This is a genomic window from Euzebyales bacterium, from assembly GCA_035461305.1.
Classification (GTDB): Bacteria; Actinomycetota; Nitriliruptoria; order Euzebyales; family JAHELV01; genus JAHELV01.
This window is the reverse complement of record DATHVN010000106.1, coordinates 48,817-65,006: the sequence shown is the minus strand read 5'-3', so window position 1 is coordinate 65,006 and position 16,190 is coordinate 48,817. Positions and strand designations below refer to the sequence as shown.

General features: G+C 72.2%; 15 protein-coding genes. 13 read left to right on the top strand and 2 right to left on the bottom strand.

Annotated elements, in window-relative coordinates; genetic code table 11:
* The first annotated feature begins 2 nt into the window (after nt 1–2).
* The 13 genes from murF (at nt 3) to VK923_09620 (ending at nt 13,061) form a co-directional block, all read left to right on the top strand.
* A complete protein-coding gene (gene murF / locus VK923_09680) occupies nt 3–1,424 on the top strand; it encodes a UDP-N-acetylmuramoyl-tripeptide--D-alanyl-D-alanine ligase (GenBank protein ID HSJ44937.1) in 1,422 nt (473 codons plus the stop codon).
* Nucleotides 1,421–2,455, top strand: a complete 1,035-nt coding sequence (mraY, locus tag VK923_09675) for a phospho-N-acetylmuramoyl-pentapeptide-transferase (GenBank protein ID HSJ44936.1) — start codon at nt 1,421–1,423, stop codon at nt 2,453–2,455. Before murF ends, mraY begins: the two co-directional genes overlap by 4 nt.
* A gap of 97 nt (nt 2,456–2,552) precedes the next feature.
* The gene (gene murD, locus VK923_09670; protein HSJ44935.1) at nt 2,553–3,950 is read left to right on the top strand and encodes a UDP-N-acetylmuramoyl-L-alanine--D-glutamate ligase; all 1,398 of its coding nucleotides are present in this window, start codon (nt 2,553–2,555) and stop codon (nt 3,948–3,950) included.
* Complete coding sequence (gene ftsW / locus VK923_09665) at nt 3,947–5,152, top strand: putative lipid II flippase FtsW (GenBank protein ID HSJ44934.1); 1,206 nt, start codon at nt 3,947–3,949, stop codon at nt 5,150–5,152. The genes murD and ftsW overlap by 4 nt, the downstream gene beginning before the upstream one ends.
* Nucleotides 5,153–5,232: 80 nt before the next feature.
* Nucleotides 5,233–6,597 (top strand): UDP-N-acetylmuramate--L-alanine ligase, encoded by a 1,365-nt coding sequence (gene murC / locus VK923_09660; protein ID HSJ44933.1) that lies wholly within the window; start codon nt 5,233–5,235, stop codon nt 6,595–6,597.
* A complete protein-coding gene (gene murB, locus VK923_09655; protein ID HSJ44932.1) occupies nt 6,590–7,555 on the top strand; it encodes a UDP-N-acetylmuramate dehydrogenase in 966 nt (321 codons plus the stop codon). The genes murC and murB overlap by 8 nt, the downstream gene beginning before the upstream one ends.
* Nucleotides 7,552–8,358, top strand: a complete 807-nt coding sequence (locus VK923_09650) for an FtsQ-type POTRA domain-containing protein (protein HSJ44931.1) — start codon at nt 7,552–7,554, stop codon at nt 8,356–8,358. Before murB ends, VK923_09650 begins: the two co-directional genes overlap by 4 nt.
* 145 nt (nt 8,359–8,503) lie before the next feature.
* A complete protein-coding gene (gene ftsZ, locus VK923_09645) occupies nt 8,504–9,712 on the top strand; it encodes a cell division protein FtsZ (protein ID HSJ44930.1) in 1,209 nt (402 codons plus the stop codon).
* Nucleotides 9,713–9,727: 15 nt separating this feature from the next.
* A complete protein-coding gene (locus VK923_09640) occupies nt 9,728–10,459 on the top strand; it encodes a polyphenol oxidase family protein (GenBank protein ID HSJ44929.1) in 732 nt (243 codons plus the stop codon).
* Nucleotides 10,460–10,470: 11 nt separating this feature from the next.
* On the top strand, nt 10,471–11,172 hold the full coding sequence (locus VK923_09635; protein HSJ44928.1) for a YggS family pyridoxal phosphate-dependent enzyme: 702 nt from the start codon (nt 10,471–10,473) through the stop codon (nt 11,170–11,172).
* A 19-nt stretch (nt 11,173–11,191) separates the two neighbouring features.
* Complete coding sequence (locus VK923_09630) at nt 11,192–11,704, top strand: cell division protein SepF (protein ID HSJ44927.1); 513 nt, start codon at nt 11,192–11,194, stop codon at nt 11,702–11,704.
* A gap of 290 nt (nt 11,705–11,994) precedes the next feature.
* A complete protein-coding gene (locus VK923_09625) occupies nt 11,995–12,849 on the top strand; it encodes a DivIVA domain-containing protein (GenBank protein HSJ44926.1) in 855 nt (284 codons plus the stop codon).
* Complete coding sequence (locus VK923_09620) at nt 12,846–13,061, top strand: hypothetical protein (GenBank protein HSJ44925.1); 216 nt, start codon at nt 12,846–12,848, stop codon at nt 13,059–13,061. Before VK923_09625 ends, VK923_09620 begins: the two co-directional genes overlap by 4 nt.
* Here the strand turns inward: VK923_09620 and VK923_09615 are convergent.
* Nucleotides 13,058–13,594: a hypothetical protein gene (locus VK923_09615; protein ID HSJ44924.1), complete on the bottom strand. Its 537-nt coding sequence runs from the start codon at nt 13,592–13,594 to the stop codon at nt 13,058–13,060. The genes VK923_09620 and VK923_09615 overlap by 4 nt on opposite strands.
* Nucleotides 13,591–16,080: a class I tRNA ligase family protein gene (locus VK923_09610; GenBank protein HSJ44923.1), complete on the bottom strand. Its 2,490-nt coding sequence runs from the start codon at nt 16,078–16,080 to the stop codon at nt 13,591–13,593. Before VK923_09610 ends, VK923_09615 begins: the two co-directional genes overlap by 4 nt.
* Between the last annotated feature and the right edge of the window lie 110 nt (nt 16,081–16,190).

Here is a 16,190-nt window from a genome sequence, read left to right as displayed (position 1 = left end):
ACATGATCGAGCTGACGCTGGAGCAGCTGGCCAACGTCGTTGGCGGTGACCTGCTCGACGGGTCCGCCGCGGCTGCGGTCGTGCACGGCGTGACGATCGACAGCAGGACCGTTGCACCCGGTGACCTGTTCGTCGCCCTCGTCGGCACGCGCACCGACGGCCACCGCTACGTCGGACAGGCGCTCGCGGCCGGCGCGGCCGGCGCGCTCGTGGCGGCTGACCGGGTAGACCACGTCGTGCCCGACGCGGCCGCGGTCGTCGTGGACCATCCCGGCGACGCCCTGCTCGCCCTCGGGGCCTGGGTGCGCGAGACAGCCGATCCGACGGTGATCGCGGTGACCGGATCGAACGGCAAGACGACCACCAAGGACCTGATCGCCGCGGCCCTGCGTGACCGCGCGGTCGTCGCCAACGAGGGGTCGTTCAACAACGAGCTCGGGGTCCCACTGACCTGCTGCCGCGTGACCCGGGACACGGAGGTCCTGGTCAGCGAGCTGGGCATGCGCGGCGTCGGCCAGATCGCCGAGCTCGCCGCATTGCTGCGACCGTCGATCGGCATCGTGACGTCGGTCGCCGCGGTGCACCTGGAGCTGCTCGGCAGCATCGAGGCCATCGCCGCCGCCAAGGGCGAGCTGGTCGAGGCGCTCGACCCGGAGGGCGTCGCCGTGCTCGCCGCCGACGACCCCCTCGTCGCGGCGATGGCGGACCGCACGACGGCGCGGGTGGTGACGTTCGGCCGGTCGGCCGACGCCGACTTCCGCGCCACCGGGATCGAGCTCGACGAGGCCGCCCGAGCGCGCTTCGTGCTCGACAGCCCCCACGGTCGCCACGACGTGGCCGTGCCCGTCGCCGGCGTGCACAACGTTGGCAACGCGCTGGCGGCCCTGGCCGCCGCGACCGCCGCGGGCGTCCCCCTGCCGGCGGCGATCGCGGGGCTGGGCGGTGCGACCGTGTCGCGGTGGCGCCTCCAGCTCGAGACGGTCGACGGCATCCGCGTGTTCAACGACGCCTACAACGCGAACCCGACGTCGGTCGCAGCGGCCCTGCGCACGTTGTGTGCCGTGCCGACGCCCGGCCGCCGCTGGGCGGTGCTCGGGACGATGGCGGAGATCGGCGCCACCAGCGCCGAGGAGCACCACCGGACCGGGCGGGTGGTGGCCGACCTCGGGGTCGACGCCCTCGTGACCGTCGGCCTCACCGCCGCCGGCATCGCCGAGGGCGCCAATGCGAACGACCCGGCACGTTGCGGGCAGCGTTGGGCCGTCGACGACGTCGAGACCGCCGCCGGGCTCCTCGCCGACCGTGTCGCCGCGGGGGACGTGGTCCTGGTCAAGGCCAGCCGGTCCGCCGGGCTCGAACGCGTCGTGGCGCGGCTCGCCGAACTGCGCACCGCCGGCGCGGCGACGGGGGAGCGGTGCTGGTGAGGACGATTCTGCTCGCCGCGAGCCTCGCGCTGGTGCTGTCGCTGATCGGCACGCCCGTGGTGATCCGCTTCTTCCGCGCCCGTGGCTACGGACAGCTGATCCGCGAGGACGGCCCCACGTCGCACTTCGTCAAGCGCGGCACGCCGACCATGGGGGGTGCGGCGATCATCCTGGCGGCCGTCATCGCCTACCTCGTCGCGACGTTCCTGCTGGGACCGCGCCTGTCGCCGGGCGGCCTGCTCGTGATGGGCGTGCTGGTCGGCATGGGCATGGTCGGCTTCGTCGACGACCTGCTCAAGCTGCGCCGCAACCGCAGCCTCGGGCTCAACAAGACGGCCAAGTTCATCGGCCAGGCGCTGATCGCGGTGATCTTCGCGTTCGGCGCGGAGTACGTCGCCGACACGTCGACCTACCTGTCGTTCATCGGGGCGACCGGCATCGACCTGGGCCCGTTCTTCGTGATCGCGATCTTCCTGATCTTCTCGGGGTTCTCCAACGCGGTGAACCTGACCGACGGGTTGGACGGCCTGGCGGCGGGGGCCAGCGCGCTGGTGTTCGGTGCGTACGTCGTGATCGCCTTCTGGCAGTTCCGCCATCCCGAGTTCTATCCGGCCGGCGTCACGATCCACGCCAACGCCATCGCCATCGCCGCTGCCGCGGCGCTGGGCGCCACGCTCGGGTTCCTGTGGTGGAACGGCCCGCCGGCGAAGATCTTCATGGGTGACACCGGATCGCTCGCGATCGGCGGGATGCTCGCCGCGATGTCAGTGCTGACCGAGACCGAGCTGCTACTGGTGATCATCGGCGGGCTGTTCGTCGTCGAGACGGTCAGCGTCATCGCGCAGGTCGCCAGCTTCCGCATGCTGCACCGCAGGGTGTTCAAGATGGCTCCGCTCCACCACCACTTCGAGCTCGTGGGGTGGCAGGAGACAACGATCATCGTGCGGTTCTGGATCGTCGCCGGGCTTGCGGTCGCGTTCGGCCTCGGGCTGTTCTACAACGACTTCCTCGCCGGTGGAGGCATCGGATGACGCTCGGAGCGGTAGTCCCGTCCGCGGCGTGTGCCCGGATCTTCGACCGACCCACCGCGGACGCGACCACCGCTCCTCACGGTCGGAGGCGGGCCTCGTGAGTGGCGCGGTGGGCGGCATCAGGATCCTGGTGGCCGGACTCGGCGTGTCCGGGATCGCCGCAGCACGCGCCGCGGTGGCCGGCGGCGCCGACGTCATGGCCTGCGACGCCGCGCCCGCGGCGGAGGCACGCGCCCGTGCCGCGCTCGGCGACGCCGTCGCGCTGGTTGCCGACCCCGCGGCGGTGCTGCGCGACGCGACACCCGACGTGGTGGTGGCCAGCCCCGGGCTCGCACCGACGACGCCGGTGCTGGTGGCCGCCGCGGCGTCGGGCGTGCCGATCTGGAGCGAGCCCGAGCTCGCCTGGCGGCTGCTCGACGGCCGCACGCGGGTGCTGGCGGTGACGGGGACCAACGGCAAGACGACGACGACGGAGCTGCTCGCCGGATGCCTGGGCGTGCCGGCCGCCGGCAACATCGGCCAACCTCTGTCGACCCTGGTCGACGACCCGCCACCGCTGGTCGTCGCCGAGCTGTCGAGCTTCCAGTTGCACTTCACGCACACGATGCGGGCCGATGTGGGCGTCGTGCTGAACGTGGCCGACGATCATCTCGACTGGCACGGCGACCGGGCCGCCTACGCGGCGGCCAAGGCCCGCATCTGGCGGGGTCAGCGCGCGACCGGTGCCGCGGGCCTGCGCGGCAGCGACTGGGCGGTGTCGAACCTCGAGGACGGGGGTGCGGCCAGGCTGCTCGCCGAGCACCCGCCGCCGGCGGCGCACGCGGGGTTCACACTGGACGCGCCCCCACCGGATGCGGTCGGCGTGATCGACGGCGCGCTCGTCGAGCGGCTGACGGGCGACCAGCCGACGCCGGTGCTCACGCTAGACGCCCTGGGCGTCCGTGGCCGGCACAACGTCGCGAACGCCACCGCCGTCGTGGCCGCGGCGATCGCCGCAGGCGCCCCGCCGGGTGGCCTGGCGCATCCGCTGAGCGCCGCCCGGGTGGGCGCGCACCGCCTGGAGACGGTCGCCGAGCACGACGGTGTGCGCTGGGTCAACGACTCGAAGGCGACCAACCCACACGCCGCGGCCGCCGCCCTGCGCTCGTTCGATTCGGTCATCTGGATCGCCGGAGGGCTGGCCAAGGGCGTGTCGTTTGCGCCGCTCGCCGCCGACCTCGGGACTCGGGTCCGGCTGGTCCTCACGATCGGGCAGGCGGGTCCTGCGATCGCCGAGCTCGCCCGAGGCCAGGCGGTCGCGACCCTCGAGGTCGGCACGCTCGACGCCGCGGTCGCCATCGCGCGTGAACGCGCGCGTCAGGGCGACGTGGTGCTGCTGGCGCCGGCCTGCGCGTCGATGGACCAGTTCGTCAACTACGCCGCTCGGGGCGACCGCTTCCGGGAGCTCGTCGCCGACAGCGTAGCGCTGTCGCCCACCTCACGGAGGGGCGCATGACGCAGGCGAGCCGGGCCCGACGCACGTCACGGTCACCGGGCTTCATCCGGTGGGTGCGGGCACTGGTCGCGCCGCCGCCCTCCGGGGAGACCACGGTGCTGTTCGGTGTGCTGGCCGCCACCGTGGTCGTGCTCGTCCTGCTCGGCCTGCTGATGACCTTCTCCGCGTCGTTCGTGCAGTCGGCGCTGACCGGCGACGCGTTCAGCATCTTCCGGCGTCAGCTGCTGTGGTGCCTGGTGGGCATCCCTGCCACGATCGGCGTGGCGCTGCGCGACTACCGCAGCTGGCGACCCTGGATCCGCGTCCTCGTGATCGTCTCGCTCGTGCTGGCGATCCTCGTGGTCACGCCGGTCGGGATCGAGCGGTCTGGTGCGCGGCGCTGGCTGGGCGTCGATCCGCTGGTGTTCCAGCCGGCGGAGCTGCTCAAGCTGACTGTGCCGCTGTTCACCGCCGACGTGCTCGCGCGGGGCTGGGGGCGCATCAGGTCCGGTGATCTGCACGCCCTGCTGGTGCCCACGGTGCCGATGCTGGCGGTCGTCGCGGTCCTCATCATGGCCGAGCCCGACCTCGAGACGGCCGCGCTGCTGGTCGCCATCGGCATCGTGATGCTCTACGTGGCGGGACTGCCGACGCGGTGGCTTCTGGCCAGCGGCATCGGCGGGGTGGCGCTGGTGGGCCTCGGGATCGCCTCGGCGGGGTTTCGCATGGGCAGGTTCAGTGCCTGGCTCGACCCGAACTCGTCGCCGGCGTTGTTCGGCTACCAGACCCTGCAGGGGTACTACGCGCTCGGCAGCGGCGGCTGGCTCGGGACGGGCCTCGGGGAGGGCCGCGGCAAGTGGCTGTACCTGCCGAACGCCCACACGGACTTCATCTTCGCGATCATCGGCGAGGAACTCGGCCTGCTCGGGGTCCTGCTGGTGCTGACCCTGTACGTCGTGATCGCCGTCGTCGGTGTGCGGATCGCGATGCTGGCGCCCGACTCGTTCGGACGGCTGCTGGCGGTCGGGCTCGTCGTGGGCATCCTGTTGCAGGCGTCGATCAACATGGGCAGCGTCGTCGGGCTGCTGCCCGTGACCGGCGTGACGTTACCGTTCGTCAGCTTCGGCGGGACGTCGTTGGTGATCACGATGATCAGTGCAGGCCTGCTGCTGTCGATCGCGCGCCATACGCGACCAGCGGGCTCGAAAGCGAGGCGGAGATGACGGAACGCGGTAGGGCACGGCAGCCCTCAGACAGCGACAGCGGTAGGGCACGGATAGACGACGTCAAGCTGCGTCCGGGCATGCGGGTGCACCTGATCGGCATCGGCGGCGCGGGGATGAGTGCCCTGGCCTGGGTCCTGCTCCAGCGGTCGCACCCCGTCACGGGCAGCGACCTGCGCGCTGGACGGGCAGTCACCGCCCTGCGGACGATGGGCGCCGAGATCTTCACGGGCCACGAGCCCGCCTTTGTCGACCGCGCCGAGCTCGTCGTCGCGTCGACCGCGATCCCCGACACGAACCCCGAGCTGGCGCGGGCGCACGAGCTCGGGCTGCCCGTGCTGCACCGCGCCGAACTGCTCGCCGCGCTGATGGCCGACCACCGGCAGCTGCTGATCGCGGGGACGCACGGCAAGACCACCACCACGTCGATGGTGGCGGTGTGCCTGCAGACCGCGGGTGTCGACCCGTCCTTCGCGATCGGTGGGACGCTGCACGATGCCGGCACGAGCGCACACCACGGCACCGGTGCGTGGTTCGTCGCGGAGGCCGACGAGTCGGATTCGTCATTCCTCAACTACGCGCCCGACGTTGCGATCGTGACCAACGTCGACCTCGACCACCACGACGAGTTCGCGGACCTCGCCGCCGTCGACCGCGCGTTCCTGGCGTTCCTCGACCGGCGGCGACCCGACGGTGTCGCGATCGCCTGCATCGACGACGAGGGAGTGCGTCGTGTGCTGCCGCGGATCGACGCGCCGGTCGAGACCTACGGCGAGCACGCCGACGCGACCCTGCATATCGTCGACGTCGTGCTGCACCCGACCGGTGGCAGGTTCGGCCTGCTGCACCGTGGCGAGGACGTGGGCCGCTTCGAGATCAGCGTGCCCGGGCGCCACAACGTCGCGAACGCGACCGCTGCGGCCCTGGCCGGTGTCCACGCGGGCGCGGACTGGGACGCGATCCGCCGCGGGCTGGCGATATTCGCCGGTGCCAACCGCCGCTTCGAGCGACTGGGGTCCGCCTGCGGGGTGACGCTCGTCGACGACTACGGCCACCACCCGGCCGAGTTGACGGCGACCCTGGCGGCGGCACGGCAGACCGCGCCCGACGGACGGGTCGTGGCGGTGTTCCAGCCGCACCGCTTCAGCAGGACCGCCGCGATGGGCGCCGAGCTCGGTGCCGCGCTCACGGGTGCCGACGTGGTGATCGTGACGGACGTCTACGGTGCTGGCGAGCAGCCGGTCGCCGGTGTGACCGGTGCGCTGGTTGCCGACGCCGCCGCCGAGGCCGGTGCGCAGGTCCACTACGTCCCATCGGTTGCCGACGTTCCCGGTCGCCTGCTCGAGCTCGTCACGTCGGGCGATCTCGTCCTCACGCTGGGCGCCGGTGACATCACGGAGGTCGGTCCCGTGGCACTCGACCGGCTGCGGGGTGTGCGTGGGTGACGATCGCGTCGCAGCGCTGCGTGCGGTGATCGATCCCGCGCGTGTGCTCGCCGATGCCGATCTTTCGGGCCACACGACGATGCGGGTCGGCGGCCCTGCCGCCGTGCTCGTCAGGGCGGAATCGCCCGACGACCTGACCGCGGTCGCCGGGGTCGCGCGCCGGTCCGGCAGTCCATGGCTTGTCATCGGCCGGGGCAGCAACCTGCTGATCGCCGACGATGGTTGGCCGGGCATCGCGATCGTCCTCGGGCGGGGGTTCCGCGGGGTCGACGTCGCCGGCGCCGTCGTTCACGCGGGTGCGGCCGAGCCGATGCCCGCGCTGTCGCGCACCGTCGCGCGCCACGGGCTGGCGGGACTGGCCTTCGGCGTGGCGATCCCCGGGACCGTCGGCGGCGCGGTGCGCATGAACGCCGGCGCGCACGGCGGTGAGATGCGCGACGTGCTCGTGTGGGCCGACGTCGCACGCATGAGTGCCCACGGCGTACCCGAACGCTGGGACGCCGCACGCCTCGGCTTCTCCTACCGGCACAGCGAGCTGCCCGTCGATGCGATCGTGACCCGCGTCGAGCTGAGGCTCGTGCCGGCCGACGCGGACGAGATCGCCGCACAGATGTCCGAGATGCGCCAGTGGCGGCGGGATCACCAGCCGATCAACGAACCGAGCTGCGGCAGCGTGTTCCGCAACCCACCGGGTGACTCCGCCGGCCGGCTGATCGAGGCCGCCGGCCTGAAGGGCGAGCGGGTGGGCGGCGCGCGCATCAGCACCCGTCACGCCAACTTCATCACCGTCGCCCCGCAGGCCTCCGCGGCCGACGTCCGCGCCCTGATCCTCCGCGCACAGCGGCGCGTGCACGAGACTGCAGGTGTCCAGCTGCGCACCGAGGTCGTGCTCGCAGGGTTCGATGATGGTCCAGGCCGTGGTGCGCCACCCGGTCCGCCCGCGGAGGTGACGACATGACCGCGACCGCCAAGTCCGGCCACATGGATGCCCGCATCCGCGCCCGCCGCGCGCGGGTGCGTGCCGACGCCGTGCGCCGTCGCCAGCGGCGCACGCTCAGCCTGTTCGTGCTGCTCGTGCTGATCGCCGGCGTCGCGGTCGTTCTGCGGTCGCCGTTGTTCGACATCAGTGGCATCCGCGTCGAGGGCGTCTCCGGCCGACGGGCGCGGACCGTCGAGCGCACGGCGGCGCTCGAGTCCGGGCAGCACCTGCTGACGGCGCCGCTCGACGAGGCCCGCGCGCGTGTCGAGGACCTGCCGTGGGTCAACGAGGCCGTGGTCCGGCGGTCTCCGCCGTCGACCGTCGCGATCGAGGTGACGCCCCGCACGCCGCTGCTGACCGTCGAGACCGACGGCGCGTCGTGGAAGGTCGACGACGAAGCCGTGCTGGTCGACGGCGGTCGCGTGAAGGACGCGCCGGTGATCGTGCTGGACGACACGGCGCTGCCGGAGCTCGGCCGGCCGATCGACGACCCGTACGTGCGTGACGCAGTCGAGGTGCACACCCATCTGCCCGGCTGGCTGCGTCGCAAGGTCACCGCGTACGAGGTGACCGACGACCACAGGCTGGTCCTGCAGCTGCGCGTACCTCCACGTGACCCGGACGACGGTGAGCCGATCACGGTCGGGGTGCGGTTCGGCACAGCGCGGGACCTCGCGCTGAAGGTCGAGGTGATCCGCGTCCTGCTGCCCGAAGCGGTCGAGGGCGGCGGATCCCTGGACGTCCGGGCACCCGCCAACCCCGTCGTAGTTCCCTCGACGTGATTCGCGGTCGAGGTTCCTTGCAACCAGGGAGGTGCTTACGTATGGTCTCGGCCAATCGATAGGTTGACATAACACTAACCCTTTACCTCAGGGTGAGCGTTCTAAGGACGGACCCGCGCACCTGACAGGACCGGAAGGAGCTGCCGTGGCGGCACCTCAGAACTACCTCGCGGTGATCAAGGTCGTCGGCATCGGCGGCGGCGGCGTCAACGCGGTCAACCGCATGATCGAGGCGGGACTCAAGGGCGTCGAGTTCATCGCGATCAACACCGATGCCCAGGCACTGCTGATGTCCGATGCCGACGTCAAACTCGACGTCGGCCGGGAGCTGACCCGCGGGCTGGGAGCGGGCAGCGACCCCGATATCGGCCGCAAGGCGGCCGAGGAGCACCGTGACGACCTTGAGGAGGTGCTCAAGGGCGCCGACATGGTCTTCGTCACCGCCGGAGAGGGAGGTGGCACCGGCACCGGCGGCGCACCGATCGTGGCGGACGTCGCCAAGGGCGTCGGCGCGCTGACGATCGGCGTGGTGACCCGGCCGTTCGCGTTCGAGGGGCGGCGGCGCAGCCTCCAGGCCGAGCAGGGGATCGACAACCTGCGCGAGGCCGTCGACACGCTGATCGTGATCCCAAACGACCGTCTGCTCGAGATCTCCGACGCGCAGACCACCATGCTCCAGGCGTTCCGGCTTGCAGACGATGTGCTGCTGCAGGGCGTCGCGGGCATCACCGACCTGATCACAACACCGGGGCTGATCAACACCGACTTCGCCGACGTCAAGGCGATCATGCAGGATGCCGGCAGCGCGCTGATGGGCATCGGCCATGCGCGCGGTGACCACCGATCGTCGGAGGCCGCCAAGATGGCGGTCAGCTCGCCGCTGCTCGAGGCGTCGATCGAGGGCGCGCACGGTGTGCTGCTGACGATCGCCGGCGGCAGCGACCTCGGGCTGCACGAGGTCAACGAGGCGGCGGAGATCATCGCTGACGCGGCCGACGACGACGCGAACATCATCTTCGGCACCGTCATCGACGACGCGCTCGGCGACGAGGTGAAGGTCACGGTGATCGCCGCCGGCTTCGCGGGGGAGAACGCGCGCCGTCACGAGCTCGTCCGCCCGGTCCCCGCCTCGGCGTCGAACCGCAACGAACACCGGGCAGCCCAGGTCGGGTCGACGCCCGAGCGGTCCGCATCGCAGCCGGTGTCGGAGCGCGACGCCGAGCCCTCGCCGGCGACCAACGGCGTCGCCCGCGGCACGATCGGCGGCGATGCCCAGGGCCGTCCGCGGTCGCGGCCGCCGATCGTGATCGACGCCGACGACGACCTCGACATCCCCAGCTTCCTCAAGCGCTGAGGGGAAGGCGTTGTCGTGCCGTCCACGCTGACCGGGGTGACCAGAGCGGATCCGTCGATCCGCTTCGCGTTCTCCGCTGCGCCCGACGGCAACGTCTCGCTGGCGGTCGGAGCGCCGGACGCCGCGGCACGCCCCCGGCTGGCGGACGCGGTCGGCGCGGCGCCCGACGACTTGGTGTTCATGCAGCAGGTGCACGACTCGGCTGTCGCCGTCGTGGATGTGGACGACCGCGGACGCGGGCTGCACGCCCACGACGACAGCCTGCCGTCGGTCGACGCGCTGGTGACGACCGATGAAGGTGTCGCGCTGGTCGTGCAGGTGGCCGACTGCGTGCCGGTGCTGCTGGCCGACCCGGGCCACGCCGTCGGCGCGGTGCACGCGGGCCGCGGTGGTGTGACCAGCGGCGTCGTGGGTGCGGCGGTGACCGCCATGGCACCGGCCGACCCGACGCGCCTCGAGGCCGTGGTGGGTCCCGCGATCGGCGGGTGCTGCTACGAGGTTGAGCAGGAGCTCGCCGACGACGTGACGGCGCTGGTGCCGGAGGCCGCGGCGACCACGACGTGGGGCACGCCGTCGCTGGACCTTCCGGCGGCCGTCGCGGCGCAGCTCGCCGCGATGGGCGTCGGCACCGTGCGGCGCTTCGGCGGCTGCACGCGGTGCACGCCCTGCCGCTGGTACAGCCATCGCCGGGAGCCGGGCGCCGGCCGGCAGGCGGGCATCGTCGTCCGTGGGCAGCGACATGCATGATGACGAGCGCGATGGGCGCCGTCGGCGACGATGGACGGGTGGCGGCGCGGCTTGCGGCGGTGCGACGGCGCATCGCGACCGCGGCGCGCGCCGCGGGGCGGCTGCCCGACGACGTCCGGCTTGTGGCGGTCAGCAAGTTCCACCCCCTCGACCGGATCCGGGCCGCCTTCGACGCGGGACAGCTCGAGTTCGGCGAGAGCCGGGCGCAGGAGCTCGACGCGAAGCTGGCAGAGGACCCACCGGCCGAGCTCCGCTGGCACTTCGTCGGCCGGCTGCAGCGCAACAAGGTGCGGCTGGTAGCGGGGCGCGTCGTACTCGTCCACTCAGTGGACCGGATCAGGCTGGCCGACGCGATCGCGGACCACATGGCGTCGGTGGGTGGGAACCAGGACGTGCTGATCCAGGTCAACGTCACGGGCGAGCAGCGCAAGGATGGCTGCCGTCCAGAGGACATCGAGGACCTTGCCGAACGGATCGCCGAGCTGCCCGGGGTCACGGCGACGGGGCTGATGGCGATCCCGCCGCTCGACGTGGACCCCGACGCGGTGTTCGCCCGCCTGCGAGCGCTTCGTGCGCAGGTCGCGAGCGGCCACCCGGAGGTCGTGGAGCTGTCCATGGGCATGTCGGGCGATCTCGAGGTTGCGATCGCCAACGGCGCGACCATCGTGCGTGTGGGCACGGACGTGTTCGGCCCACGATCACGCACTGAGTGATTGGGAAAGCGGGAGGATCATGGCGACGATGTTGCGCAACGCGATGGTTTGGCTCGGCCTGGCTGAGGACTACGAGGACGAGTACGCCGACGAGATCGATGCGACCGCGCCCGGGTCGCTCGACGAGCTCGACGGCGAAACCAACGTGCGACGGCTGTCGACGGCCCGCGGGGGTGGTGCGATCACCACCCGGGCGCGCACGATGGACGATCTGCGCACGGAGCGTTTGGCACAGCGCGCGCACCCCGTGTCCAACACGACCGTGCACTACACGGCGCCGATGACATTCAACGAGGTGGAGGAGGTCGGCGACCGTTTCCGCAACGACATCCCCGTGATCATGAACCTCGCCGGGGCCAGCGAGAGCGTGGCCAAGCGGGTCCTCGATTTTGCGTCCGGCCTCATCTACGGGTTGGATGGGCGGATCGAACGGGTAGGCGATCGAGTGTTCCTCCTGACACCGCGAGGTGTCGAGTTCTCGACCGAGGAGCGTCGTAAGCTGAGTGAGCGCGGGTTCTTCAACCAGGCGTGAGAACGTGACGGTCCGTAGACAGGAGGGCGGGTGAGCCTGCTCCGGGACATCCTGTGCTTCGTCCTGCAGGTCTACTACGTGATCCTGATCGTACGGATCGTGCTTTCGTGGGTACCCTCGGTGCCTGAACCCGTCCGACCCATCGCTCGGGCTGTCCACGCGGTCACGGATCCACTGTTGACACCGTTGCGTGGCCTGATCCCAAGCATAAGGATGGGCGCAATGGCCCTTGACGTATCGCCTATCTTGTTGTTCGTTGCGATCGTCGTCCTGCAGAGTTTGGTGTGCTGATGAGCCTGACCCCCCAAGATATTCAGCGAGACTTCAAGGAGCGGTTCCGGGGCTACGACCCAGATGAGGTCGACGACCACCTGTCGCGTCTCGCTGACCGCGTCGTCTCGCTCCAAGACGAGCGTGACCGCGCGCTCGAGCAGCTCCGTGAGATGGAGCGCTCGGGAGGTGGGAGCAAGGCAGGGGGCAGCACCGGCACCCTGGAATCGGAGCGGCTGCTGAAGCGGACGCTCATTGCGGCCGAACAGACGGCCGACCGGGTCGTCAGCGAGGCCGAGAGCGAGGCCGAGCGCGTCGTGAGCGACGCGCGCCGACGCGCCGACGAGCTGCTGGCCAGTGCGCGGTCGGCGGCTGACCGCGAGTGGCGCGAGGCTCGCGATGGTGCCGACCGCGTGCGTCGGGCGGTTGCCCACCTGCGGGCATTCCGTGATGACTACACCGAGCGCGTGCGCAGCGCGATCGCCGAGCAGCTCGCCGTCCTCGACCGCGTCGGCGACCTGCCCGAGATCCCGTCGTCGGTCGAGCGGCTCGGCACGCTGTCGGTCGAGGAACCGCAGCGGTTGCCGTCGGACACCGGAGACAGCGACTCCAGGCGGTCACGTCAGCCGAGCTCCCCCGCAGCGCAGCGCAGCGGCGACGACGGCACGCCCCGGCGATCGGCGTGGAATGCCAAGCCGGTCGGCGATGCGGGCGACAACCGCAGCGGGCCGCCCTGGTCCCCTCGCCCGGAGGGCGTCTGGAGCGCGCAGAACGGACGCCAGACCGGTGAGGGCACGGGCGACGATGTCGCCGCTCGCCGTGCGGCGACGGGCTCACGGTCGCACAACGAGGGCGAGAACCGCGACACCGCGTGATCGCGCTCGGCCTGGCGATCGAGCTGATCGCCGCCGTGCTGGTCCTCATCGGCCTGCTCCTCGGTGCGGAAGGCACCGGAATGCTGTGGTCCAGCATCGCCGTCGTCCTCGTCGGCCTGCTCATCGCGGGCGCCGGCGTGCGTCGCGCCCGCCCGCCGTCGCAACGCTGGACGTCATCGTCGGCCACGCCGCACGACACGTCCAGACCCTAGGCGACGTCGGAACCGGGAGCCGCCGCCGCGTAGGCCGCACGCTCGAACGGGTTGCGCCGATAACCGTAGCGGAGCAGCCCGGCGACGTAGAGCGGTACGAACAGCGGTCCCCATCGTTCGGCCTGGCGGACGTGTACCAGTTCGTGACGCAGCAGTCGTTCGGTGGGCACTCGCGCGGTGATCACGGCGTGCCCGAGTGTGGCTGCCCCGAACCCGCGCCAGCGCAGCATGCGTCCGCCCAGGCCGCGGGCCTCGGTGAACAGCAGCACGCCGTCACGGACCTGCGGCCGTGAGCCGGACAGCGCGCCGAGCAGCAGCCCCGCGGCCGTGAGCGGTGCGGCCCAAACATAGCCCGCCAGCCGACCAGCGCGTGACAACGGTCGCGAAGGCGCCCAGGTCGCGAGACGTGCGACCACGCGCGGTTCGTCTCCGACCGGTGCGTCGCCCTCACCGGCGGATCCGGGCCGCAGCCGCCACAGCAGGATCGCCGCCGTCGCCGCGGCGGCCACCAGCCCCGCACGTCGCAGGTTCACGGCGCCGCCCGACGCAGGGCCAGCCGCGCCGGCGCGTCATTGAGCGGGACGGGCACCCCGTCCTCGGTCAGTCCCAGTTCGATGCGCGTGGCGAGCACGTGGTCGGCGATCGTCCTGCGGTGCGTCTCGACCGCCGCCCCGACCTCGGCGTCGGCGTCGATGCGCACGGTGATGGGGTCGCCGTCGTCCACGCCCCGGTGCACCCGCAGCTCGTTCACGGCGCGGATGACGTCGCGAGCCAGGCGCATCCCCTGATCGCGGTCGGCGTGCATGGATCGGCGCAGGTCGTCGTCGCGTGCCGCGGCGTGGGGGACCGGGTAGCGCAGCAGGTGGACGCTGTCGGGTGCCACCGGCTCGCTGGACCGCACGAGCCGTTCGAACAGCTCGTCGCTCAGGAACGGGGTGAACGGTGCCAGCAGCGCAGCGACCGTCACGAGGCACTCGTGGAACGTCGCGAGGGAGGACGCCCCGTCCCGCTCGGCCGTCGCACCGGCGTCCGCAGCGCGATGCGAGCGCCACAGCCCGACGGCCGTCACGAACGACTGGATGCGCCGGCCCGCACCGGCCAGGTCGAGGTCGTCCAGGCGGTGACGGACCACCGCCACGGTGTCGGCGAGCTCGGCGAGGATCCAGCGGTCCCAGACCGGCCGCGTGACGACGTCAGCGACGCCCGCGACATCCGCCGGTGACCAGGGGGCGTCAGCAGCCGCCTTCTCGAATGAGGTGCAGGCGTCCAGCAGCGGGGTGACGATGGCATCCACCGCCGCAGCGGCGAGTTCCTCGCCCACATGCCGGTCGAGCCACTCCGCGGGGGCGGTCACGGAGGCCCACCTGACCGCGTCCGCGCCGTGTCGCGCGCACAGGCCGTCCACGTCGACGTCGTCTCCCGCCGAGTGCCCGCCGGTCGTCAGCACCGCGTCGTGGCTGCCGGCGTCCCACAGCAGGCTCGCGACGATCAGCATGGCGTCGGCGGCCCCATCCGACCGGTCGACCACGAGGTCGGCGTGGCAGTTCCGTGCGACGCGGACGTCGCTGCCCGGCAACGCGGGGAACCCGAACCGTGCGAAGGGCATCGCGCCCGCGACGAAGCGCGTGTCGACCACGAGGCGCACACGCCGCGCGATGCCGTCGCTACAGGCTCGGCACACGAAGGTCGCCGTGTCGACAGACCCGTCCCAGGGGTCGAGCGCGTCGACCTCGCACCCGACCAGGGCCGCGAGCCGCGCCCGCCCGCTGACGGCGGTGACCTCATGGCACACCTCGCACCGCCACAACGGCATGGGGATCCCGTGCCCGGCCGACCGCGAGATGATCCAGTCCCGGCCGTCGTCGGGGGTCGGCGCCGGCGTGCCCGTGGCGCTGTGGCGGGTGACGCCCGCCCGTTCCGCGGCGAGCTGGTCGGCGACCTGCGACGTCGTCACGGCCCACACGCCACCGTCCCGCCGGACCACCGCACCGCCGCAGGCCACGCACTGCGTGACTGTGCGCCGTCGCTCGTCGACGCGCAGCAGCAGGCCGCGGTCGCGCAGCACGTCGAGGAGTGCGGTGTCCGTGCCGGCACCTGCCATCGGCGCGGCCGCCACCGGAACCGTGAAGCCGGTCGCCGTCGCCGCGGCGTCGCCGTCCGATATGGACACCTCGACGGCGCGGGACGTCGAAGGGTGGCGGCAGTGCTGGCCGGCGACCTCGTCGACCGCAACGTCGCGGTGGACCGTTGCGTCGGGCCCGAGCGCCGCCGGGACCGCGTCGCGCGCGATGACCACCGGGTAGGCGTCGCCTGCCGCCTGCGCGAGCACGAGGTCGCGGCCGGCCGGGGTGGTGACGACGTCGATGGACGGCAGCGCAGCGACCTGCTCGACGGCGACCAGCACCGACGCACCGACCGTGCACAGCGCGGTGTCGCCGCGCACTGGGAATCGGACGAGCGCGGTCGCCGAGGCCACCTCCGAAGCGTTGACGCCGTCGTCGTCGACATCGCGTCCACAGGCTCCGCACCACCACGCCGTGGTCGTCGCCTCCTGCACCAGGCCCGCCTCCCACAGCTGTGCAATCGCCCACCACACGCTGTCCACGTAGGTCGGCTCCATCGTCTGCGCGGTCCCGGCCGTGTCGTCGCACCCCAGCGTGCGCCGCATCCGCTCGTCGCGCCCGATGTGCCACGACACGGTCTGCTCCACGCCGTCCGCCGGCACGGCGGGGTCATGGCAATCCCATCCGAGCACGTGCTCGACCCGCGTCCCGCACATCGCCCGATGGCGTGCGAGCACGTCGACCGACGCGTGCAGTGTCACGCGTGCCGCATCGATCGGACCGGCTGCGCGTAGCGGCGCAACGTGGAGGGCGTAGCGGGGTGCCCCTGCGTCGCGGGCTGCGTCCGGCCGACCGGTGAGACGCCGGTCACGCCACCGACGTCTCACGCCGCGGTCGAGGTCGGCGGCGTCCGGCGGCGTGTCGGCCGGCTGGCGGATCGTGAGCGTGCTGACCACCTCCCGCGGCACCTGGGGCACCCGTGTCGCCGTTGGACGTCGCGGCATCGGTCGACGGCGTTGGGGCCACTGGTCCGCGGCGCGCCGGGCCGGTGTCGGACGATCGCGGG